At 71.1% G+C, this 21,697-nt stretch carries 20 protein-coding genes and 1 pseudogene; 12 read left to right on the top strand and 9 right to left on the bottom strand.

Translation table 11 applies throughout. The features are described from left to right. Window positions 1–41: 41 nt before the first annotated feature. The 3 genes from ABZX75_RS00870 to ABZX75_RS00860 all read right to left on the bottom strand — a co-directional run bounded on the left by ABZX75_RS00870 (window position 42) and on the right by ABZX75_RS00860 (window position 3,092). Window positions 42–896 (bottom strand): DUF4429 domain-containing protein, encoded by an 855-nt coding sequence (locus tag ABZX75_RS00870; RefSeq protein WP_355406378.1) that lies wholly within the window; start codon window positions 894–896, stop codon window positions 42–44. A 74-nt stretch (window positions 897–970) separates the two neighbouring features. Further along, on the bottom strand, window positions 971–2,122 hold the full coding sequence (locus ABZX75_RS00865) for an alpha/beta hydrolase (protein ID WP_355407006.1): 1,152 nt from the start codon (window positions 2,120–2,122) through the stop codon (window positions 971–973). A gap of 220 nt (window positions 2,123–2,342) precedes the next feature. Continuing rightward, window positions 2,343–3,092 (bottom strand): TetR family transcriptional regulator, encoded by a 750-nt coding sequence (locus ABZX75_RS00860; RefSeq protein WP_355406376.1) that lies wholly within the window; start codon window positions 3,090–3,092, stop codon window positions 2,343–2,345. A gap of 216 nt (window positions 3,093–3,308) precedes the next feature. Here ABZX75_RS00860 and ABZX75_RS00855 point away from each other — a divergent pair. Together ABZX75_RS00855 and ABZX75_RS00850 are read left to right on the top strand one after the other, a co-directional pair. After that, window positions 3,309–3,534 (top strand): annotated as a pseudogene (locus ABZX75_RS00855) (MFS transporter); the annotation flags it as partial. Window positions 3,535–3,750: 216 nt separating this feature from the next. Then, window positions 3,751–4,131, top strand: coding sequence for a peptidase inhibitor family I36 protein (locus ABZX75_RS00850; protein WP_355406374.1), 381 nt, complete (start codon window positions 3,751–3,753; stop codon window positions 4,129–4,131). Here ABZX75_RS00850 and ABZX75_RS00845 read toward each other — a convergent pair. Beyond that, on the bottom strand, window positions 4,128–4,910 hold the full coding sequence (locus tag ABZX75_RS00845) for a potassium channel family protein (protein ID WP_355406372.1): 783 nt from the start codon (window positions 4,908–4,910) through the stop codon (window positions 4,128–4,130). The genes ABZX75_RS00850 and ABZX75_RS00845 overlap by 4 nt on opposite strands. A gap of 161 nt (window positions 4,911–5,071) precedes the next feature. Next, on the bottom strand, window positions 5,072–7,804 hold the full coding sequence (gene aceE, locus ABZX75_RS00840; protein ID WP_355406370.1) for a pyruvate dehydrogenase (acetyl-transferring), homodimeric type: 2,733 nt from the start codon (window positions 7,802–7,804) through the stop codon (window positions 5,072–5,074). 438 nt (window positions 7,805–8,242) lie between these two features. Here aceE and ABZX75_RS00835 point away from each other — a divergent pair, with 438 nt between their 5' ends. From ABZX75_RS00835 to ABZX75_RS00810, 6 genes are all read left to right on the top strand, one after another. Then, window positions 8,243–8,674 carry a DUF3052 domain-containing protein gene (locus ABZX75_RS00835; RefSeq protein WP_355406368.1) on the top strand — a complete coding sequence of 144 codons (432 nt, stop codon included), beginning with the start codon at window positions 8,243–8,245 and terminating at the stop codon, window positions 8,672–8,674. Between the two features lie 192 nt (window positions 8,675–8,866). Next, window positions 8,867–9,325 carry a peroxiredoxin gene (locus ABZX75_RS00830; RefSeq protein ID WP_355406366.1) on the top strand — a complete coding sequence of 153 codons (459 nt, stop codon included), beginning with the start codon at window positions 8,867–8,869 and terminating at the stop codon, window positions 9,323–9,325. A gap of 116 nt (window positions 9,326–9,441) precedes the next feature. Beyond that, the gene (locus tag ABZX75_RS00825) at window positions 9,442–10,017 is read left to right on the top strand and encodes a TerD family protein (RefSeq protein ID WP_254385430.1); all 576 of its coding nucleotides are present in this window, start codon (window positions 9,442–9,444) and stop codon (window positions 10,015–10,017) included. Window positions 10,018–10,178: 161 nt separating this feature from the next. Beyond that, the gene (locus ABZX75_RS00820) at window positions 10,179–10,754 is read left to right on the top strand and encodes a TerD family protein (protein ID WP_355406364.1); all 576 of its coding nucleotides are present in this window, start codon (window positions 10,179–10,181) and stop codon (window positions 10,752–10,754) included. A 49-nt stretch (window positions 10,755–10,803) separates the two neighbouring features. Continuing rightward, entirely contained in the window at window positions 10,804–11,943 is a 1,140-nt protein-coding gene (locus tag ABZX75_RS00815; protein ID WP_355406362.1) for a DUF475 domain-containing protein, read from the top strand. Between the two features lie 129 nt (window positions 11,944–12,072). Beyond that, window positions 12,073–12,813, top strand: coding sequence for a Tellurium resistance (locus tag ABZX75_RS00810; RefSeq protein ID WP_355406360.1), 741 nt, complete (start codon window positions 12,073–12,075; stop codon window positions 12,811–12,813). A gap of 31 nt (window positions 12,814–12,844) precedes the next feature. Here ABZX75_RS00810 and ABZX75_RS00805 read toward each other — a convergent pair whose 3' ends face one another. Continuing rightward, entirely contained in the window at window positions 12,845–13,618 is a 774-nt protein-coding gene (locus tag ABZX75_RS00805) for a TerD family protein (RefSeq protein ID WP_355407004.1), read from the bottom strand. A 204-nt stretch (window positions 13,619–13,822) separates the two neighbouring features. Between ABZX75_RS00805 and ABZX75_RS00800 the strand changes: the two genes are divergently transcribed. From ABZX75_RS00800 to ABZX75_RS00785, 4 genes are all read left to right on the top strand, one after another. Then, entirely contained in the window at window positions 13,823–14,989 is a 1,167-nt protein-coding gene (locus ABZX75_RS00800) for an HpcH/HpaI aldolase/citrate lyase family protein (protein ID WP_355406358.1), read from the top strand. 145 nt (window positions 14,990–15,134) lie between these two features. Then, window positions 15,135–17,699, top strand: coding sequence for a phosphoribosyltransferase (locus tag ABZX75_RS00795; protein ID WP_355407002.1), 2,565 nt, complete (start codon window positions 15,135–15,137; stop codon window positions 17,697–17,699). Continuing rightward, window positions 17,696–18,529 (top strand): HAD family hydrolase, encoded by an 834-nt coding sequence (locus tag ABZX75_RS00790; protein WP_355406356.1) that lies wholly within the window; start codon window positions 17,696–17,698, stop codon window positions 18,527–18,529. The genes ABZX75_RS00795 and ABZX75_RS00790 overlap by 4 nt, the downstream gene beginning before the upstream one ends. Continuing rightward, window positions 18,526–19,185: an O-methyltransferase gene (locus ABZX75_RS00785; RefSeq protein ID WP_355406354.1), complete on the top strand. Its 660-nt coding sequence runs from the start codon at window positions 18,526–18,528 to the stop codon at window positions 19,183–19,185. The genes ABZX75_RS00790 and ABZX75_RS00785 overlap by 4 nt, the downstream gene beginning before the upstream one ends. Before the next feature lie 73 nt (window positions 19,186–19,258). Here ABZX75_RS00785 and ABZX75_RS00780 read toward each other — a convergent pair whose 3' ends face one another. The 3 genes from ABZX75_RS00780 to ABZX75_RS00770 all read right to left on the bottom strand — a co-directional run bounded on the left by ABZX75_RS00780 (window position 19,259) and on the right by ABZX75_RS00770 (window position 21,637). Then, window positions 19,259–20,482, bottom strand: a complete 1,224-nt coding sequence (locus tag ABZX75_RS00780; protein ID WP_355406352.1) for a GDSL-type esterase/lipase family protein — start codon at window positions 20,480–20,482, stop codon at window positions 19,259–19,261. A gap of 261 nt (window positions 20,483–20,743) precedes the next feature. Continuing rightward, on the bottom strand, window positions 20,744–20,965 hold the full coding sequence (locus tag ABZX75_RS00775) for a zinc ribbon domain-containing protein (protein WP_355406350.1): 222 nt from the start codon (window positions 20,963–20,965) through the stop codon (window positions 20,744–20,746). Between the two features lie 120 nt (window positions 20,966–21,085). After that, on the bottom strand, window positions 21,086–21,637 hold the full coding sequence (locus ABZX75_RS00770) for a DUF4383 domain-containing protein (RefSeq protein ID WP_355406348.1): 552 nt from the start codon (window positions 21,635–21,637) through the stop codon (window positions 21,086–21,088). Window positions 21,638–21,697 lie beyond the last annotated feature (60 nt).

The following is a 21,697-nucleotide window of genomic DNA, read 5'->3' as shown; positions in this document are numbered from 1 at the left end:
CTGGCCGAACCGGACCCGGCCGAACCGGCCGCGCCCGGGCGTCAGAGGGACTCCGCCGCGAACCGGTCCCGCAGCGCCGCGTACTCCGCGTCCGTCAGCAGGCCCGCCGTGTGGAGCTCGCCCAGGTGCCGCAGGCGGTCGTCGCCGGACCGGGCCCGGGGGACCGCGGCGACCGGGCTGCGATCGCGCAGGGCCGACAGGAGGGCCGCGGCGAACGGCAGCGACTCGTGCACCGCCCCGTATCCGACGCCGAAGACCGCGGCCGCGAGGTCGTGGTCCGGGCGGGGGTCGGCGCCGGTCTGCCGGGGCTCCCGCAGCAGCAGCCGCAGGTGGCCGCCCGGGCCGTCCGGGGATTTCCACTCGATGCCGGTAAGGGCGGCCAGCGGGTAACGCTGGTCGCCCGCCTTCCACTTGGTGCTGGTGGCGCCGGTACGGGACCAGTGGAAGCCGACCGACGAACCGTCGAAGCTCACCCGTGCGTCGTACGCCTTCAGGTGGACCGGCGGCTGCGGTACGCCGACCAGGAAGTGCGGGGCCGGCTCGGCGGCATCAGGCCCGAGCCGGGAGCGCAGGGCGTCGGCGAAGGCCGCGGCGAGCGGCGCCCGCTCGCCCGGCAGCACCAGCCGGTACGGGTCGCACGTCTCCTTCAACTGCCCGGCGGCGGCCTCCATCAGCGGATCCGCGCCCGGCCGCGGGACGGCGCGCAACACCACCGTGTCCCGCTTCCCGGCGGTCACGGTCACCTCGGACACCGCTTCCAGGGGGACCCGGCGCGAGCCGAGGGCGTGAAAGAGTCTCGGCGTCCTCGGCGTTCGTATCCCCCGTGCGAAGCGGATGAGCACCGAGTCCGAGTCGAACTCCCAGACGGCATGGTTTCCGGCCAGTACGTCACCCATGCGGCACATGGTAAAGGGAGGGGCCCCCGGGCGTCCCCCTCGTTGCACGGCCCGATTTCCGGTCTCTACGCGCGTCAGTCCGCTTCCGTCGCGGAAAATCCGCGTCGGCACGCGTCGTCCGCGGGTGCGCAGACAACGGAACCGAAAGCACCGGTTCCGATTTTGGCGAAGTTGTCCACCGAGGTGGTGCCTGGCGAGAAATAGCCGGTGTGGCTCTTGGCCCCGGCCGAGGACAGCAGCCGCGCCCCGAACTCCGGGGACACCGGATCGGCCCCGTGGCCCAGCCCGCCGACCTCCAGGTGCGGTACGTCCCCGATCCAGTCCCCCTCGTCCCGCGCGGCCCACACCCGGGCCCGCGTGCCCAGGTCCGCGGCGCTCTCCGCGCGCATCCCGGGGCTGCCCGCCACCACCAGGTCCGTCACCCGGTGCGGCAGTCCGCGCGCGGCGACCCCGCACACCACCGACCCGTAGCTGTGGCAGAACAGCGCCACGCTCGCCTTCCCGGGCAGCGCCGCCACCAGCGACTCCAGCAGGGCGGCGCCCTCGAAGGCCATCCCGCCGGTGGCCGCGGCCATGCCGACCCCGGTGGGAGCCGTGTACCCGGCCCAGGCGATGACCGCCGTCCGGCTGCCGGGGGCGGCCGCGCGCTGGGCCTCGTACAGGGACTGCGCCATGCCGACGGGAGCGCTGAAGCGGCGCTGGGTCCGTTCGAAGGTGATCAGGTCGGTGTCGACACCGGGGACGATCACCGAGACCCGGCGGGCCTGGTCGAGGTCTCCGAAGACCTCGGCGACGCGGCCGCCGCCGGTGGGGTCGAAGGCGAGGATCTGCCGGCCGGACTCGGCGAGCGAGGCGAAGCGGTGGGCGCGGCGCGCGGCCGTGGTGCGGTCGGACGGGGTCAGGCCGATGTCGCGGCTGCGCGCGTCCTCGATCCGGCCGGCCTGTTCCAGGCCGCGCAGGTTGGCCCGGTAGCGGGTTGCGGCGGGGACCCCGTCGAGGTTGCCGACGACGAGCGGGTAGCCGTCGGCGAGCCGGGCCCGCTGGGCGCCGTCCAGGCCGGTGAAGAAGCGGGCCACGGTCCGTACGGGAGCGTCCGCGGGCGGTACCGGGCGGCCGTCGATGCGGGCCTTGGCCCAGGCGGCGAGGGCGGTGGCGCGCAGCGGGGTGCCGGCCTCGGGACGGTGCACGGCGGTCCAGCCGGTGGTCGCCAGCAGGACGAAGACCACCGCGAGCGCGAGCAGGGTGCGCAGGGCGGCGGGGTGCGGGGCGGTGGCGTGTGGGGTGGCGGGGCGCGGGGCGGCGCCGAGTGCGGTGGGGAGGGCGGGGCCGGACAGTTTCACTGGGACCCAGCGTAGGAGACGGGTTCCGGACACGGCGCGCTGGGTGACGGGTGTCACCGCCGACCGGGTGACGGCGGGTTTCCGGTCCGTCGCGGTCGACGGCGAGTCAGACGGGGCGGGCGCCGGCCGCGACCGGGCCCGCTCGCGGCTCTGGCGGACGGGGGGCGGATCCGCCCGATCCCGGTCCGCCGCCGGGCTGCGGGCGGCGCCAGTCGGCGGCCAGCGCCGGGCCGATCTGGTCGAGGTACACCTCCGTCATCCGCCGGATCCCGTCCACGCTGGCGTCCTCACCTTGACCCCAGAGCCGCCCGGTGACCCGCATCACACCGCAGAAGGCGGCGACGGCCACCCGCGGCCGCGGATCGGCGTCCAGGTCCAGGCCCTCGCGGTCGGCGATCAACCGGGAGATCCGCTCCTCCAGTTCGGTGGAGCGGCGCAGGTGCACGGCGAGCAGGGCCGGCGTGGACTCGATGAGCCGGTAGCTGCGCATGTAGAGGTCGACGGGGACCACCTCGGAGATGGCTTCCCCGACGGTGTCCCAGGCGGCGAGCACGGCGTTCCGCATGGCTTCGAAGGGCCCTTCCGGGGCCGGGCGCTCCCGCAGCGCGGCGACGAAGTGGGACTCGACCAGATCCTGGACGGCGAAGGCGACCTCTTCCTTGTTGGCGAAGTAGCGGAAGAAGGTGCGCTGGGAGACCTCCACGGCGTCGGTGATCTCGTCGACGGTGGTGTGCTCGTACCCCTGGTCGATGAAGAGGAGCAGGGCGGCGCGCAGCAGTGCGTCCCGGGTGCGTCGCTTCTTGCGCTCGCGCAGTCCGGCCACCGGTACGGCCGCAGCCGGCCGCTCGTCGGTCATCACCGCGGTGTCCTTTCTGCCGTCGAGCCGCCCCTGATCGGTCCTGATCTGACGCTGAGTGAGCGGTCAGGCTACCTGTGACCGACGTGACAGGGACTGTCTCGTTAAGCCGTCTGTGACGTGTCGGTCGCTGTCATCAGCCTGACCGCGTGCCCACATCAGATCACCGTCGACGGCCCGATACCCGCCAAGGAACCATGCCCCCCGGCCCGGGCCACCCTCACCATGTCCTTCCGGTTCGCCGTCCTCGGCCTCGCGCCCGTCGTGGTCGGCGCCACCGAGGTCATCGTCGGCAACGCCCCGCTGGAAGCTCTCCGGTGTGGCCTGCGAACTCCAGACGGTCGGCGGCAGCCTCGGCACCGCCGTCCTCGGCGCGGCCATGGCCAGTACGGTCGGCAACTCGTTCGGGGACAAGTGGCGGGCGGCGGAGCTGCCCCCGCTCACCCCGGGGCCGTCCCACGGACCACCGGCCACCCTTGCGGAGGCGTCAACTCCGTACGTACGACAGCCCCCGCCCGGGCCCCCGGTGGGGCTGTCGCCTATCCGGGTGGACCCGCTCCCAGCCCCTTCCGCACGGCCGTCGCCGCAGGTCAGCGTGGTGCCGACGGTGCTGCGGAACGGTCCGGAGCGCCCTTCGTCCACAAGGAGTTGACCCGTCATGCGTACGTGGAGCACCGCACTCGCCGCCACCGCCCTGGCCGCCACCGCCCTCATCCCCAGCACGACCACCGGCGCCCACGCCGCCGGGCCGCCGCCGCTGGGGGCCTGCGCGACAGGGCAGCTGTGCCTGTGGGTGAAACCGGACTTCAAGGGCACCCGGCACGTCCACGAGCTCAGCACCCTGGACATCAACAGCTGCACCGCGCTGCACGCCGGCAAGAGCGCCCAGGCCCTCGCCAACCGGACCGGACGCCCCGTGACCACCTACCAGTCGGCGGAGTGCGCCGAGACCGGCGAGTTCCAGACCTACCCGGGCGACGGCGTCTGGCTGCCCCAGTCCCCTTATCAAGTCAGGGCCTTCAAGGTGTGGGAGAGCTAGGCCGGCTCCCTCGGCCCGGGCACCGCGTCGCCCGCGGCCCGGGCCGGTATCGGGACCGGGCCGCTCAGCCGGGCGACCTCCGCGCGCAGCGCCCGTACCTCTCCGGTCAGTTCCGCGATCGCGGCGGTCTGGGCCTGCTCCACCCGGTCGTCCCGCTCGAAGCGGGAGATGAACCAGGCCGCGATATTGGCGGTCACCACACCCAGCAGGGCGATCCCGGACAGCATCAGTCCCACCGCGAGCACCCGGCCGAGCCCGGTGGTGGGGGAGTGGTCCCCGTACCCGACGGTCGTCATCGTCGTGAAACTCCACCACACCGCGTCACCGAGGTTGCGGATGTTGCCGCCCGGGGCGTCCCGTTCCACGCTCAGCACCGCCAGCGAGCCGAACATCAGCAGCCCGACCACCGCACCCGCCATGTAGGTGGTCAACCGGATCTGCGGGGCCATCCGGGCCCGCCGGCCCACCAGCAGCAGGGTGGACACCAGCCGCAGCAGCCGCAGCGGCTGGACCAGCGGCAGCGCCACCGCCACCAGGTCCATCCAGTGCGTGCGGACGAATTCCTTCCGGGCCGGGGACAGGGCCAGCCGTACGAGGTAGTCGGCGGCGAAGGCACCCCACACCAGCCACTCGGCGACCGTGCACGCCCGATGGACGACCGGCTCCGCGTCGGGGACGACGATCGGGACGGCGTACGCGACGGCGAAGACCACGGCGAGGACGAGCAGCGGCTTCTGGGTGCGCCGCTCCCAGCGGAGCTGCACGGACTGTTCCTTCATGCGGAGCATCGTAAGGAACGCGTAAGGGGGCCGGGAACAAGGTCCCGGCCCCCTACGGCTCACACGTCGCCGGGGCCGCCGCCACGGCCGGTGGACTCGTTCACCGGCCCGCGGTAGTCCCGTCCCGCCCGCGGCAGGCGTCAGGCATCAGGCATCAGGCGTCACGCGTCGCCGCCCGCCGCACCCGGGTCGGCCGCCGTCACGTCCAGCAGCTGGTACCGGTCGACGGCCTGCTTCAGCACCGAGCGGTCGATCTTGCCCTCCTTGGCGAGCTCGGTGAGCGTCGCCAGAACCACCGACTCCGCGTCGATGTGGAAGAAGCGCCGGGCCGCGCCCCGCGTGTCCGCGAAGCCGAAGCCGTCCGCGCCCAGCGAGGTGTACGCACCGGGCACCCACCGCGAGATCTGGTCCGGCACCGCGCGCATCCAGTCGGAGACGGCCACGAAGGGACCCTGCGCCCCCGACAGCTTCCGCGTCACGTACGGGACGCGCTGCTCCTCCTCCGGGTGGAGCAGGTTGTGCAGCTCCACCTCCACGGCCTCGCGGCGCAGCTCGTTCCAGGAGGTGGCCGACCAGACGTCCGCCTTGACGTTCCAGTCGGCGGCGAGGATCCGCTGTGCCTCCAGCGCCCACGGCACCGCCACACCCGAGGCCATGATCTGCGCCCCGATGGCGCCCTCGGAGCCCGCCGACACCCGGTGGATGCCCTTGAGGATGCCGTCCACGTCGACGTCCGCCGACTCGGCCGGGTGCTGGATCGGCTCGTTGTAGACGGTCAGGTAGTAGAAGACGTCCTCGGCGTCGGGGCCGTACATCCGCCGCAGACCGTCCTCGACGATGTGGGCGATCTCGTAGCCGTAGGCCGGGTCGTAGGCGACACAGCCCGGGTTGGTCGACGCCAGCAGCTGGGAGTGACCGTCGGCGTGCTGGAGGCCCTCACCCGTGAGGGTGGTCCGGCCGGCGGTCGCGCCGAGGACGAAACCGCGCGCCAGCTGGTCGGCCATCTGCCAGAACTGGTCACCGGTGCGCTGGAAACCGAACATCGAGTAGAAGACGTAGACCGGGATCAGCGGCTCGCCGTGCGTCGCGTACGCCGAACCCGCGGCGATCAGCGAGGCCGTGCAGCCCGCCTCCGAGATGCCGTCGTGCAGCATCTGGCCGGTCGGCGACTCCTTGTACGCGAGCAGCAGATCGCGGTCGACCGCCTCGTACTGCTGGCCGAGCGGGTTGTAGATCTTGGCGCTCGGGAAGAAGGCGTCCATGCCGAAGGTGCGGTACTCGTCGGGCGCGATCAGCACGAAGCGCCTGCCGATCTCCTTGTCCCGCATCAGGTCCTTCAGGATGCGGACGAAGGCCATCGTGGTGGCGATGGACTGCTGGCCCGAGCCCTTCTTGGCGGCCGCGTACGTCTTCTCGTCCGGCAGCTGCAGCGGCTTCGCGCGCACCACGCGGGTCGGCACGTAGCCACCCAGCGCGTTGCGGCGGTCGTGCATGTACTGGATCTCCGGGGAATCCGGGCCCGGGTGGTAGTACGGCGGCGCGCCGCTCTCCAACTGCTGGTCCGTGATCGGGATGTGCAGGCGGTCGCGGAAGCGCTTGAGGTCGTCGACCGTCAGCTTCTTCATCTGGTGCGTGGCGTTGCGGCCCTCGAAGTTCGGGCCGAGCGTCCAGCCCTTGACCGTCTGGGCCAGGATCACCGTCGGCTGGCCCTTGTGCGCCTTGGCCGCCGCGTAGGCCGCGTAGACCTTCTTGTGGTCGTGGCCGCCGCGGCCGAGGTGCTGGATCTGCCGGTCGGTCATGTTCTCGACCATGGCGCGCAGTCGGTGGTCGTCGCCGAAGAAGTGCTCGCGGATGTACGCGCCCGACTCGGTGGCGTACGTCTGGAACTGGCCGTCGGGCGTGGTGTTCATCTTGTTGACCAGGATGCCGTCGCGGTCCTGGGCCAGCAGCGGGTCCCAGGAGCGGTCCCAGATCAGCTTGATGACGTTCCAGCCGGCGCCGCGGAACTGGGACTCCAGCTCCTGGATGATCTTGCCGTTGCCGCGCACCGGGCCGTCGAGGCGCTGCAGGTTGCAGTTGACGACGAAGGTCAGGTTGTCCAGACCCTCGCGGGCGGCGATGGACAGCTGGCCGAGCGACTCCGGCTCGTCCATCTCGCCGTCGCCGAGATACGCCCATACGTGGGACTTGGAGGTGTCCGCGATGCCGCGCGCCTCCATGTAGCGGTTCATCCGGGCCTGGTAGATCGCACTGATCGGGCCGAGGCCCATCGAGACGGTCGGGAACTCCCAGAAGTCCGGCATCAGCCGCGGGTGCGGGTAGCTGGAAAGGCCGTACGGGGCCTTCGACTTCTCCTGCCGGAACGCGTCGAGCTGCTGCTCGGAGAGCCGGTCCAGGAGGTAGGCGCGGGCATAGATGCCCGGGGAGGCGTGGCCCTGGAAGAAGATCTGGTCGCCGCCGTCGCCCTCGTCCTTGCCCCGGAAGAAGTGGTTGAAGCCCACGTCGTAGAGGGAGGCGGAGGAGGCGAAGGTGGCGATGTGGCCGCCGACGCCGATCCCGGGGCGCTGGGCGCGCGAGACCATGACGGCCGCGTTCCACCGGGTGGCGTTGAGGACCTTGCGCTCGATCTCCTCGTTGCCGGGGAAGAACGGTTCGTCCTTGGTGGCGATCGTGTTGACGTAGTCCGTGCTGCGCATCTCGGGCACGGCCACGCGCTTCTCGCGGGCCCGCTCGATCAGCCGCAGCATGAGGTAGCGGGCGCGCTCACGGCCCCGCTCGTCGACTGCGGCGTCCAGGGAGTCGAGCCACTCCTGCGTCTCCTCCGGATCGAAGTCCGGGACCTGACTCGGCAGGCCGCCAATGATGATCGGATTGCGATCGGATGCGGAAGCCACGCTGTTCCTTCGCTGTCGGGGGGTCGTGCCTTGGGTTCGCCGCCTCCCATGGTCTTACGCTCGGCCGAAATCGTCATCTTTACCAGTGGGTAATCCCTGGAGTCGCAGGGATCCCCGGCAGAAGGGGATCGGAGGCGGTGCGGCCAAACCGTCACCTTACGCCCAAGCCGGTCACCGGCTCCGTAAGGCCGTTCGTCCCTCAAACAGGTAGGAAAGTCCTCAAGCGATGCCGAAAGAGCCGCAATGGTGTGGGATGCATCACGAGAGGTGTGGACGGGGAGGCTGAAAGTTGCGGCGAGACGGCCGCAATCGTCACCGTTTCGACGGTCTCGGCGGCCGGGTACTTGCGCGATCCGCCGCGCCCGTGTGGACTACGCCCAATGCTGCGCGTACGCGCGCCGCCGAAGACATTCACCGAACATGAGCAGGAGGCACCCCGTGAGCGCGACCGCGGACCACGCGGAGAGCCTGGCCGCCCGGCTGGGTTTCCAGTCCGAACAGGTGGTCCAGGAGATCGGCTACGACGACGACGTCGATCAGGAATTCCGTGATGCCATTGAGGAACACATCGGCACCGATCTCGTCGACGAGGACTTCGACGATGTCGCCGATGCGGTTCTGCTGTGGTTCCGGGAGGACGACGGCGATCTGACTGACACGCTGGTCGACGCCACAGAGCTGGTCGAGGACGGCGCACTGATCCTGCTGCTGACCCCCAAGACGGGCCGCTCCGGCTACGTCGAGGCCAGCGACATCAGCGAGGCCGCCGACACCGCCGGCCTCTCGCAGACCAGGAGCATCAGTGTCGGCAAGGAGTGGGCCGCCACCAAGATGGTGACGCCCAAGACCGCCGCCAAGTCCAAGCGCTGAGCCGCGCCCCGCAGCCGAGCGAACACGCAACCACACCCCGCCGACCAGGTGACCCCGGTCGGCGGGGTGTGCGCGTTCACCGTCCCGGCGGGTGTCCGGGCACCCCCTACGCTTGCCTCACCCGAACAGCCCAACCCCTCCGGACTCCGTCCGGGGGCACCCCCTGGATGCAGGAACGAAGGGATGCGAAACATGGCGATCGAGCTCGGCAGCAAGGCTCCGGACTTCGAACTCAAGGACAACCACGGCGCCACCGTGCGGCTCTCCGACTTCCGGGGGGAGAAGGCCGTGGTGCTGCTCTTCTACCCGTTCGCGTTCACCGGCGTCTGCACCGGCGAGCTGTGCGAGCTGCGCGACCAGCTGCCGCGGTTCCAGAACAGCGAGGTCCAGCTCCTCGCGGTCTCCAACGACTCCGTGCCCACCCTGCGCGTCTTCGGGGAGCAGGAGGACCTGGACTACCCGCTGCTGTCGGACTTCTGGCCGCACGGGGAGACCTCCCGCGCCTACGGGGTCTTCGACGAGGACAAGGGCTGCGCGGTCCGTGGCACCTTCATCATCGACAAGGACGGCGTGGTGCGCTGGACCGTCGTCAACGGCCTGGCCGACGCGCGTGACCTGAACGAGTACCTCAAGGCCCTCGACAGTCTCTGAGCAACCCGCCAAAAACCGCGTGCGGGCGGGAACCCGTCACTAGGATCGAAACGTTGATCCGGTAAGCAACCGCACGACGGGGCCCCGCCCCACACATGAAACCCAATGGAGGACCCGTGGGAGTCAGCCTCAGCAAGGGCGGCAACGTCTCGCTGTCCAAGGCCGCGCCTAACCTGACGGCGGTCATCGTCGGTCTGGGCTGGGATGCTCGCACCACCACCGGCGTCGACTTCGACCTCGACGCCAGCGCGATCCTGACCAATGACCAGGGCAAGGTCGCCAGCGACGCGAACTTCGTGTTCTTCAACAACCTGAAGAGCCCCGACGGCTCCGTCGAGCACACCGGTGACAACACCACCGGTGAGGGCGAGGGCGACGACGAGGCGATCAAGGTCAACCTCGCCGGCGTTCCCGCCGATGTCGCCAAGATCGTCTTCCCGGTCTCGATCTACGAGGCCGAGAGCCGTCAGCAGAGCTTCGGCCAGGTGCGCAACGCGTACATCCGCGTCGTGAACCAGGCCGACAACGCCGAGCTCGCCCGGTACGACCTCTCCGAGGACGCCTCGACCGAGACCGCCATGGTCTTCGGCGAGCTCTACCGCAATGGCGCGGAGTGGAAGTTCCGCGCCATCGGCCAGGGTTACGCCTCGGGCCTGCGCGGCATCGCGCAGGACTTCGGCGTCAACGTCTGAGTCCGAGAGCAGTTCACCCGTCCGGCGCCGTGCACTGTGTGTACGGCGCCGGACCCGCTTTACCCGTTTGATCCGCTGGACCCGCTCCACCGGCGGCCGGCGCCGCACGCGGCGCGTCCGCCACATCCGCCACACCGTCGTCGTCCGGGGAGGACCACAGCATGGGCGTCACACTCGCCAAGGGGGGCAATGTCTCCCTCTCCAAGGCCGCACCGAACCTCACCCGGGTTCTGATCGGGCTCGGATGGGACGCACGCTCGACCACGGGAGCCGATTTCGACCTCGATGCCAGCGCGCTGCTGTGCAACAGCGGCCGGGTGCTCGGGGACGACTACTTCGTCTTCTACAACAACCTGACGAGCCCCGACGGCTCCGTCGAGCACACGGGGGACAATCTCACCGGCGAGGGGGACGGCGACGACGAGTCGATCATCATCGACCTCACCAAGGTCCCGGCCCATGTGGACAAGATCGTCTTTCCGGTCTCGATCCATGAGGCGGATGCCCGTCGACAGAGCTTCGGCCAGGTCAGCAATGCCTTCATCCGCGTGGTGAACCAGGCGGACGGTCAGGAGCTGGCGCGCTACGACCTCTCCGAGGACGCCTCCAGCGAGACCGCGATGATCTTCGGCGAGGTGTACCGGTACGGCGGTGAGTGGAAGTTTCGCGCGGTGGGGCAGGGGTACGCGTCGGGGCTGCGAGGCATCGCTCTAGACTTCGGGGTCAACGTTTCGTAAAGCCGCGCACGGCGCGCGGGAGACCCGTACACACATGATGGGGTAGCCAGTGGTTCTGAAAACCTTCGGCTGGTCGTTCGCGGTCACCGCGCTCGGTCTGGTCGCAGCGGTGTTCTACGGCGGGTGGGCCGCCTTCGGGATCGTGGCGATCCTGTCCGTCCTCGAGATCTCGCTGTCCTTCGACAACGCGGTGGTCAACGCCGGAATCCTGAAGAAGATGAGCGCCTTCTGGCAGAAGATCTTCCTCACCATCGGCATTCTCATCGCCGTCTTCGGTATGCGACTGGTCTTCCCCGTCGTGATCGTTGCCATCAGCGCCAAGCTCGGCCCGATCGAGGCCGTCGACCTGGCGCTCACCGACAAGGACATGTACCAGCAGCTGGTGACCGACGCTCACCCGTCGATCGCCGCCTTCGGTGGCATGTTCCTGCTCATGATCTTCCTTGACTTCATTTTCGAGGACCGCGACATCAAGTGGCTCGGCTGGCTGGAGCGGCCGCTGGCCAAGCTCGGCAAGATCGACATGCTCTCCGCGTGCATCGCACTGATCGTCCTGCTCGTCGCCGCCGTCACCGTGGCGACCCACGCTCACCAGCACGGCGGCGCGTACGTCGACAAGTCGGCGACGGTGATGCTCTCCGGCATCGCCGGCCTGATCACCTATCTGGTCGTCGGCGGTCTCTCCGGCTTCTTCGAGAACAAGCTCGAGGAAGAGGAGGAGCGGGAGCACGAGGTCGAGGAGGAGGCCAAGAAGAGCGGCAAGCCCGTCCCGGCCATCGTCCTCGTCGGCAAGGCCGCGTTCTTCATGTTCCTCTACCTGGAGGTCCTGGACGCGTCGTTCTCCTTCGACGGTGTCATCGGCGCGTTCGCCATCACCAACGACATCGTGCTGATGGCGCTCGGCCTCGGCATCGGCGCCATGTACGTCCGGTCGCTCACGGTGTACCTGGTCCGCCAGGGCACCCTCGACGAGTACGTCTACCTGGAGCACGGCGCGCACTACGCCATCGGCGCGCTCGCGGTCATCCTGCTCGTCACCATCCAGTACCAGATCAGCGAGTTCATCACCGGCCTCGTCGGCGTGGTGCTGATCGCGTGGTCCTTCTGGTCCTCGCTGCGCCGCAACAAGCGCCTGACCGCCGGGGGCGGCGACGGCGGAGAGCCGGCGGAGGTCAAGGCCGGGGTGTAACCCGGCCCCGACCGCGAAATACTCTCAGGCGGGACCATTCACTCGGCGGGGCGGCCGCGCGGATCCTTCAGGACCGCGCGGCCGCCCCGCCGCACATCCGGTGCGGGAACCGACCTGGGGGGTTGGGGCATGGGTTTCTTCGACGGGCTCAGGGGCGCTCGCGCCTCGCAGTTCCAGTCGGGCAGCGCCTCGTCGAACGCGATCGAGCTGACCAAGCGACGTCCGACGGTGTCGCTCACCAAGCAGGGAGCGGTCCACGGCAATCTGCGCGTCAACCTGTCCTGGCGCATGCGCACCTCGGACTTCGGCGGCCGCTCCGGCCAGAGCGGCCAGCTCTTCCGGCACCCGTTCAAGCTCTTCAAGCCCGACATGGTGCAGGCGCACACCCAGGGCGTGGTCAATGTCGACCTCGACCTCGGCTGCCTCTACGAGCTCACCGACGGCACCCGCGGCGCCGTACAGCCGCTCGGCAACCTCTTCGGGGACATCAACGACCCGCCGTACGTCAAGCTCAGCGGCGACGACCGGTTCGGATCGGCGTCGGGGGAGACCCTCTACGTCAACCTCGACCACGCCGACGAGATCAAGCGGCTGCTGCTCTTCGTCTACATCTACGACCAGACCCCGGCCTTCGACCGGACCCACGCCCTGGTCACCCTCTACCCGAGCTCCGGTCCGCGCATCGAGATCGCGCTGGAGGAGCGGCAGCCGGAGGCCCGTTCCTGCGCGGTCGTCTCCCTGGAGAAGGTCAAGGGCGAGCTGGTCGTGCGGCGCGAGGTGAAGTTCGTGTACGGGTTCCAGGCCGAGCTGGACCGGCTCTACGGCTGGGGACTCCAGTGGGGGCGGGGCTACAAGAGCACCAAGGCCTGACGGCCCCGCCGGGCGGGCTGCGGGTATCGGGTCAGCGGCGGATGAACTGCGGGCCCTGCACCGGAAGCCGGAAGGTCGGGTCGCCGCCCGGACCGGGCACCGGGGCGGGGGACACCGGCTGCGGGTACCCGTAGGCGGGCGGGACGGCCGGCGGGGCCTGGGTGGGCGGTGCCGGCGCGGGCAGGGGCTGCGGCGGGCTCATCGCCGCCGTCTGCTCGGCGGTGGGTCCGGCCTCGGGGCTCCCGGCGGGCTCGGGGGCGTTCTCGTCCACCGAGATTCCGTGGTCGGTGGCCAACCCCACCAGCCCGTCGGAGTAGCCCTCGCCGAGCGCGCGGAACTTCCATCCCTCGCCCCGGCGGTACAGCTCCCCGCAGATCAGCGCCGTCTCGGCGCCGGTCTCGGGCCGCACGTCGAAGTGGGCCAGCGGGTCGGAGCCGCCGCTCGCGGTGGCGTCGTAGAGCAGGATCCGCAGGTCGCGGACGCGCTCGAAGGGGACGTCCTCGGCGGAGGCGACCACCAGGATCCGGTCCACCGCCGGGGTCACCGCGCGCAGGTCCGCCTGGACGGCGTCGGTGACCGCGTCGCCGAGCTGCTTCTTGCCGAGCCGCCAGACGGCCCCCGAAGGGTGGCGGGGCTGGTTGTAGAAGACGAAGTCCTCATCCGAACGCACCCGGCCGTCCGGGCCCACCAGCAGCGCGGAGGCGTCCACGTCCGGCACGTCGGGGCCACCGGTCCAGCGCAGCACCGCCCGGACCGCCACGGCGGTCACCGGGATGTTGGAGCCCTTCTGCATCGCGTGCGTCATGCCCGTCATCCTGCCCTCCCGGGGCGGAGCGGGACAATGCGGCCCCCCGTAGGGCCTTGTCTCGAACGGAAGACCTGGGCATGGTGCATGAGGGTTACCCGAACTTCATGTGCTTGAGGAACTCTTGGATCTCATTCGTACGTACTATTACCGGCTATTACCGGCCACGCCAGTTGGGCCGCCGAGGCAGTACGGGGGAAGCACATGCGTCACTTCGGGCACATATCGCCCACCGTCCGTAAGGACCTCTTCCACCAGGAGCCGGCTGAATTCACCGCCGCCTCACCGGCCCGCACCCTCGCCGCCGCACTGGGCGCCACGCTCTACAGCCCGGCCACCCGCCCCCAGCTCGCCGCGGACATCCGCAAGCAGGCCGGCCGCGGAGTCGTCTCCATGGTCCTCTGCCTGGAGGATTCCATCAGCGACGGCGATGTCACCGGCGCCGAGGAGAACCTCGTCCGGCAGTTCGCCGAGCTCGACGGGGACGGTGACGAGCTCCCGCTGCTGTTCATCCGTATCCGTACGCCCGAGCAGATACCCGACCTCGTGAAGCGCCTCGGCAGCTCCGCGCGGCGACTGGCCGGATTCGTACTGCCCAAGTTCACCGAAAGCCGCGGTACCGCCTTCCTCGACGCCGTCGCCCAGGCCGAGGCCGCGAGCGGGCAGCCCCGCTTGTACGCCATGCCGGTCCTGGAGACCCCCGACCTCCTCCACCTCGAAACCCGCGTCGAAGCCCTCGCCGGCATCTCGCGCACCGTCAACAGCCACCGCGAGCGGGTGCTGGCCCTGCGGCTCGGCGTGACCGACTTCTGCTCGGCGTACGGCCTGCGGCGCACGCCCGACATGACCGCCTACGACGTCCAGATCGTGGCCGGCGTGATCGCGGACGTCGTCAACGTCCTGAGTCGCGCCGACGGCACCGGCTTCACCGTGACCGGCCCGGTGTGGGAGTACTTCCGCAGCCAGCAGCGCCTCTTCAAACCCCAGCTGCGCCGCAGCCCCTTCCTGGAGGAGGGCGTGGAAGAGCTGCGCACCGCACTGATCGAGCACGACCTGGACGGCCTGCTGCGCGAGATCGAACTCGACCGGGCCAACGGGCTGCTGGGCAAGACCTGCATCCACCCGGCCCACGTGACCCCCGTCCACGCGCTGTCGGTGGTCTCCCACGAGGAGTTCAGCGATGCGCAGGACATCCTGCGCCCCGAGCGCGGCGGCGGCGGAGTAATGCGTTCCGCCTACACGAACAAGATGAACGAGGTGAAGCCCCACCGCGCCTGGGCGGAGCGCACCATGCTGCGCGCCGAGGTCTTCGGTGTGGCGAAGGAGGAGGTCGGCTTCGTCGACCTGCTCACGGCCGGGCTCCAGGTGTGAGCGGGTGAGCGTGTCCGGCAAGGGCGAGGACGGGTCCCACGAGCGCCACGGGACCACCGAGGGCTGCGGGACGACGGAGAGCCACGGCGCGACCGAGGGCTGCGGGACGGCCGAGCGCCACGAGACAACGAGGAAAGGCAAGACGATCGAAGCGGTGTGGTCGGGAACCTGGGTCGCGGAGCGGCTGGGCATCAGCCTGGAGGAGGCCGCCGAGCCCGGATCACCACGGCTCGCGGAGCTGCTCGGGCTGGCGCTGCGGCGCAACCCCAAGCGGGCGCACCTGCTGGTCTCGCAGGTGCTGGGCAAGCACGTCCCGCAGTCCCCGGACACCGTGTACGCGGCCGGGTACGGGCTCGGCCGGCGGGTCCGGGCCCTCCTCGGCGACGACGCGGCCGCCCGTGCGGTCGTCCTCGGCTACGCGGAGACCGCCACCGGGCTCGGCCACTGCGTGGCCGACGGCCTGGGCCCCGCCCCCTACCTGCACTCCACCCGCCGGCCCGTGACGGGCGTCGAGCCCGCCGGCGGCTTCGAGGAGGCGCACTCACACGCCACCTCGCACCTGCTGCTGCCCGAGGACCCGGGACTGCTGGCCGGCAGCGGGCCGCTGGTCCTCGTCGACGACGAGTTCTCCACCGGCAACACGGTCCTCAACACCATCCGCGACCTGCACGCGCGCCACCCCCGCTCGCACTACGTGGTGGTCGCCCTCGTCGACATGCGCTCACCGGCCGACCGCGACCGGCTGACCGCCTTCGCCGCCGAGCTCGGCGCGCGGGTGGACCTGGTGGCCCTGGCCTCCGGCACGGTGTCCCTCCCGGACGGCGTACTGGCCAAGGGCCAGGCCCTGGTCGAGCAGTACGAGGACATCCGGCCGCGCCGGCGTTCGAAGCTCGGGGCACCGGGCGGAGCCCCGGCGGACGGCCCGCGGCCGGACAGCGACGGCACCTGCCGGCGGGTCGCGCTCGACTGGCCCGCCGGCGTCCCCGACGGGGCCCGGCACGGCTTCACCCCCACCCACCGCACAGCGCTGGAGGCGGCCCTGCCCGCCATGGCCCGCCAGCTCGCGGGAGAACTCGGCACGGAGCCCGGTCGGGTCCTCGTACTCGGCAACGAGGAGCTGATGTACGCGCCGCTGCGCCTCGCGAAGGCACTGGAGGACGCCGCGGCGGCCCGCGAGGTCCGCTTCTCGACCACCACCCGCTCGCCGGTGCTCGCCGTGGACGACCCCGGCTACGCCATCCGCACCCGGCTGGTCTTCCCCGCCCACGACGCACCGGCCGACGGACCCGGGGACCGGTACGCCTACAACGTCGCGGGGGCCGGCTTCGACGCAGTCGTCGCCGTCGTCGACTCGGCCGGGGACACCCCCGCTCTGCGTACCGGACTGCTGGCCGCCCTCGCCCCGCACACCGGCCGGGTCCTGCTCGCCGTGATCCCGTCGTACGTGCCCCCGCGCGCCTCGCAGCCGCGTACCTCGCAGCCGCGTACCTCGGACCCGGGCACCTCGGACCCGGGCACCTCGGACCCGCACACCTCAGACCCGCACATTTCACACCGGCAGGAGCCGACCATGCCCGAGCCCCTGCGCGGCCCCGCCTACTCCTCGTACGCCGCCGAGGACGTCGGCTGGCTGCTCCAGGACTTCTCCGACGTGGAGCTGGAGGCCCCGACCGAGGAGCGCGAGGAGGCGATCCAGGCGGGCGGCGCGCACTACGCCGAGTCGCTGCCCGTCGAGTACCAGCCGTCCCCGCAGTACCAGGAGCTCTACCAGAGCGCCCTGTCCGCCTCCGCCGCCCGCATCGCGCGAGCCGTCGGCACCGTCACCGAGACCGTCCTCGCCGAGCGGTCCCCGTCCCCCGTCCTGGTCTCCCTGGCCCGGGCCGGTACGCCCGTCGGCGTGCTGATGCGCCGCTGGGCCCACGCCCGGCACGGCCTGGACCTGCCGCACTACGCCGTCTCCATCGTGCGCGGCCGCGGCATCGACGCCAACGCCCTGCGCTGGCTGGCCGCACACCACGACCCGGCCGACGTCGTCTTCGTGGACGGCTGGACCGGCAAGGGCGCCATCACGCGCGAACTGAAGGCCGCGCTCGGTGAGTTCCCCGGCTTCCACCCGGAGATCGTCGTCCTCGCCGACCCCGGCTCCTGCGTGCCGACGTACGGCACCCGCGAGGACTTCCTGATCCCCTCCGCCTGTCTCAATTCCACCGTCTCCGGTCTCATCTCACGTACGGTTCTGCGGTCCGACCTGGTCGGTCCCGCCGACTTCCACGGCGCGAAGTTCTACCGCGAGCTCGCCGCAGCCGATGTCTCCGTCGAGTTCATCGACACCGTCGCCGCCCACTTCGACGAGGTGGCCGAGGCCGTCGACGCCGAAGTCAAGGAACTGCTCGCGGCCGACCGCACGCCGACCTGGGAGGGCTGGGCGGCGGTGGAGCGGATCAGCGAGGAGTACGGCATCCACGACGTGAACCTGGTCAAGCCGGGCGTCGGCGAGACCACCCGGGTGCTGCTGCGCCGGGTGCCGTGGAAGATCCTGGCCCAGCGGGGTGCCGGGGCGGACCTGGACCACGTACGCCTGCTCGCCGAGCAGCGCGGGGTCCCGGTGGAAGAGGTCGACGGGCTCCCCTACACGTGCGTAGGACTCATCCATCCCCGATTCACACGCGGCGCGACCGGCGCCGACGGAAAGGCTGTGGCCTCGAAGTGACTGTCCTGGTAGCCAGTGATCTCGACCGAACGCTCATCTACTCGGCGGCCGCCCTCGGCCTGACCATGCCCGACCCGGTGGCCCCGCGGCTGCTGTGCGTCGAGGTCCACGAGAGCAAGCCGCTGTCCTACATGACGGAGACGGCGGCGGGACTGCTGGCGGAGCTGACGGCCGACCCGGGAGTCGTCTTCGTCCCCACGACGACGCGGACCCGCAAGCAGTACCAGCGGATCCGCTTCCCCGGCGGTCCCATCCCCTACGCGATCTGCGCCAACGGCGGCCAGCTGCTCGTGGACGGGGTGCCGGACCGGGACTGGCGGCGCCAGGTCGCCGCACGGCTCGCGCAGGAGTGCGCCCCGCTGGAGGAGGTCCACGCCCACCTGCTGGCGACGGCCGACCCGGTGTGGCTGCGCAAGGCGCGGCTGGCGGAGGACCTCTTCGCGTACCTGGTCGTGGAGCGCGCGCTGGTGCCGGACGAATGGCTGAAGTCCCTGGCGGAGTGGGCCGAGGCGCGCGGCTGGACGGTCTCGCTCCAGGGCCGCAAGATCTACGCCGTTCCGCGTCCGCTGACCAAGAGCGCGGCGATGCGTGAAGTGGCACGGCGTACCGGCGCCACCGTGACCCTCGCCGCGGGCGACTCGCTCCTGGACGCGGACCTGCTGCTGGCGGCGGACGCGGGCTGGCGGCCGGGCCACGGCGAGTTGGCGGACGCGCTGTGGGCGGCGCCGACGGTGACGGCCCTGGCTACGGCGGGCGTCCTCGCCGGCGAGGAAATCGTCCGCGCGTTCGCCCGCGAGGCGGGCAGCCGACTCGGCACACTGGGGGCATGACCAAGGGCAACAGCACCAAGATCACTGACGAGCTCTACCAGTACATGCTTGCGCACAACCCCCCGTTGGACGCGGTCCAGCGGGGGCTGGTGGCGACGACGTACGAGAAGTTCCCGGACGTCGCCGGAATGCAGTCGGCGGAGGAACAGGGGCCGCTGCTCGCCTTCCTGGTCCGGCTGACCGGCGCCCGGCACATCGTGGAGGTCGGTACGTTCACCGGCTTCTCGACCCTGTCGATGGCCCAGGCGCTGCCCGCCGACGGCCGCATCATCGCCTGCGACATCTCGCGGGAGTGGACTGCGTACGGCCAGGAGGCCTGGAAGGAGGCGGGCGTCGCCGACCGCATCGACCTGCGCATCGCGCCGGCGCTGGAGACCCTGCGGGCGATGCCGGCGCAAGCGCACATCGACATGGCCTACGTGGACGCGGACAAGGAGAGCCAGATCGCCTACTGGGAGGAGCTGGTGCCGAGGCTGCGCCCGGGCGGCCTGATCGTCACGGACAACACGCTGTTCCACGGCGAGGTCATCGACGAATCGGCCACGGGCTCGGCGGCGGGTGTCCGCGCCTTCAACGACCACGTCTCGGCGGACCCCCGCATGGAATCCGTCCTCCTGGCGATCTCGGACGGCCTGACGCTCTCGCGCAAGCGCTAGCGCTGGCGCTGGCGCGAGAGCTGGCGCGAGAGCTGGCGCTGGCGCTGGCGTCGGCCGGGCTGGGGCGGGCCTTTCAGGCACGCGCGGCGGCGAACGGGCCGCCGGGCCCGAAGACCAGGGCGGCGAAGCGCTCGCCGATGCGATGGTGTGTGGCGGCATCCGGGTGGAGCTGGTCGGGCAGCGGCAGTTCGGCGAAGTCCGCCTCGCCGTAGAGGTCGCGGCCGTCGAGGTAGTGCAGGTTCGGGTCGTCGGATGCCCGCTGCTTCACCAGGCGGGCCAGCTCGTCCCGGATGACGTTGAGGGTCAGCTTGCCGTCGGCCCGTTCCGCCGGGTCGCCCGCGGCCCGGAACTGGAGCCTTCCCGCGCTGAGGCTGCTGAAGTCCGGGGCGCTGGGGCCGGGCGTGTCCTCGTGGATGGGGCACAGGAGGGGCGAGACGACCAGGAGCGGAGTGGTGGGGTGGCCCTCGCGGATGGTGTCGAGGAAGCCGTGCACCGCGGGGCCGAAGGCGCGCAGGCGCATCAGGTCGGTGTTGACGAGGTTGATGCCGATCTTGACGCTGATCAGGTCCGCGGGGGTGTCGCGCAGGGCGCGAGCGGTGAACGGGTCGAGCAGGGCACTACCGCCCAGGCCCAGGTTGGTCAGTTCCACTCCGCCGAGGGAGCCGGCCAGCGCGGGCCAGGTGGTGCTGGGGCTCGCGGCGTCGGAGCCGTGGCTGATCGAACTGCCGTGGTGCAGCCACTTCTTGCGGTCCCCAGCCGGCAGGGGCTCGACGGGGGCGTCGGTGCGCAGGGCGACCAGCTGGGTGATCTCGTTGTACGGCAGCCAGATCTCGACGTCCTTGACCCGGTCGGCGAGGCCGGAGAACCGGATGGTGCCGACCGGGCCGGGCCGGGTTTCCGCGGACCCGGTGGTCATGTCCATCATCAGGACGTTGCCGCCGGTCACACTGGCCTGCCCGGCCAGCCGGCCGTCGACGAGCAGGTCGTACACGCCGTCGGGGCGGGGCGGGACGCCCCGGTAGGCATTCTTGGTGCGCAGTGCGTCCAGCTCGACGGCGGTGGCCCGGGTGCGGAACACCAGCCGTACGCCGGAGGGCTGGGCCTCCGCCATGGCCAGCTGCCCGTCGGCGCACTGCGCACGGGCCCGGGCGGGCAGCCGGTGCGGCAGCACCCCGTGTGCGGTGCGCTCCAGATCCAGGGCGCCGCGCAGGAGGTCCGCGGTGAGGGGAGTGGTGATCCAGTCCGTCGCAGGGGCGGCCGTGGGGGCGCCGGGGACGTCGTCGAGCCCGTCGTTCATGGTTGCATTCTGCGGGTCGGACGCGTGACCGGCCCCATGGTTTCCGCCCACGCCCACGCCCCACGCCCACGCCCCACGCCCACGCCCCACGCCCACGCCCCACGCCCGCGGCCCCCGCGCCGCTGACGGCCGACGTGCCGGTGACGCGAACCATCCACCCCTGATCGGGAAGCCGGTCCTGGCGCCGGCCCGGGGAGTCGCAGCCGGCGCCCGGCCGGGGCCGGGGCCGTGGCCGTGTCCAGGCGCAACGGAAGCGACGGCCTAGCCGCAGCCGCCTCCACCGCAGCAGCCCCCGCCCCCGCCGCCGGCTCCCATGGCCGGCGCGGGCGCGTTGCCGGTCCCGCCGACGGCGACGGCGGACAGGAGCTTGACGGTGTCGGCGTGTCCGGAGGGGCAGTCGGCGGGCGCGGAGGACTCGGCCATGGGACGGCTGACCTCAAAGGTGTCGTCGCAGGTCCGGCAGCGGAATTCGTAACGAGGCATGCGCACAGGCTAAGCCGCCGAGCCGGGCGGGGGTATCCCTGTCCGTGCGACACCGCGCCGGCGCCGCTCCCACGGGCGCCGCTCCTCCTCCGGGCGCCCGCTCCTCGGGGGCGCCACCCTCTAGGGGCGGCGCCTTCTCCGGGCGATGGTTCGCTGCTCCCGGGCCGCCTGCTCGGGGTGACGGGCGCGCCAGTACGGATTGTCGTGCGGCAGAGCGCTGCCCACCCTCCCGTACATCCCGAACCACATCAGCATCACGCCGACAACGAAGCTGAAGATCACGTTGGGCATCCTGAAGGCCAGGAAGTTCAGACCCGTGTCCAGCAGCGCGAGATTCACGAAGCCGCTCGCGATGAACAGCAGACCCAGCACGATGTTGAGGGTCGAGGCGAAGTTCCCGCCGACGACCATCCCGTAGAGCAGCAGCAGACCGACGAGGATGGAAAGGACGCTCAGCGCCCCATTGGTGTTCAGCGTGAGGACCGTGTCGCCGCCGGTGTCGAAGAAACCGATCCGGTCGATCAGCCCCAGGATCCCGAACACCACCAGCAGCAGACCGGTCAGCCCCGCCCCGACGCGGTACACCTGGCTGAGCTTGTGGTCGACGGGCAGATGCTCATCGAGCCGGGTCCCGAACGGCCGGCGGACGCGCGGCGACCCACGCCAACCCATACCGCCCTCCTCTGCCTCGGGCCGTACCCACCTCCCAGCATCCGCCGCCCCGAGAACCCG

It is taken from the genome of Streptomyces sp. NPDC003038, from assembly GCF_040611115.1.
Lineage (GTDB): Bacteria > Actinomycetota > Actinomycetes > Streptomycetales > Streptomycetaceae > Streptomyces.
Note: the sequence above shows the minus strand (reverse complement) of the source record. Positions and strands in the feature narration are given on the sequence as shown.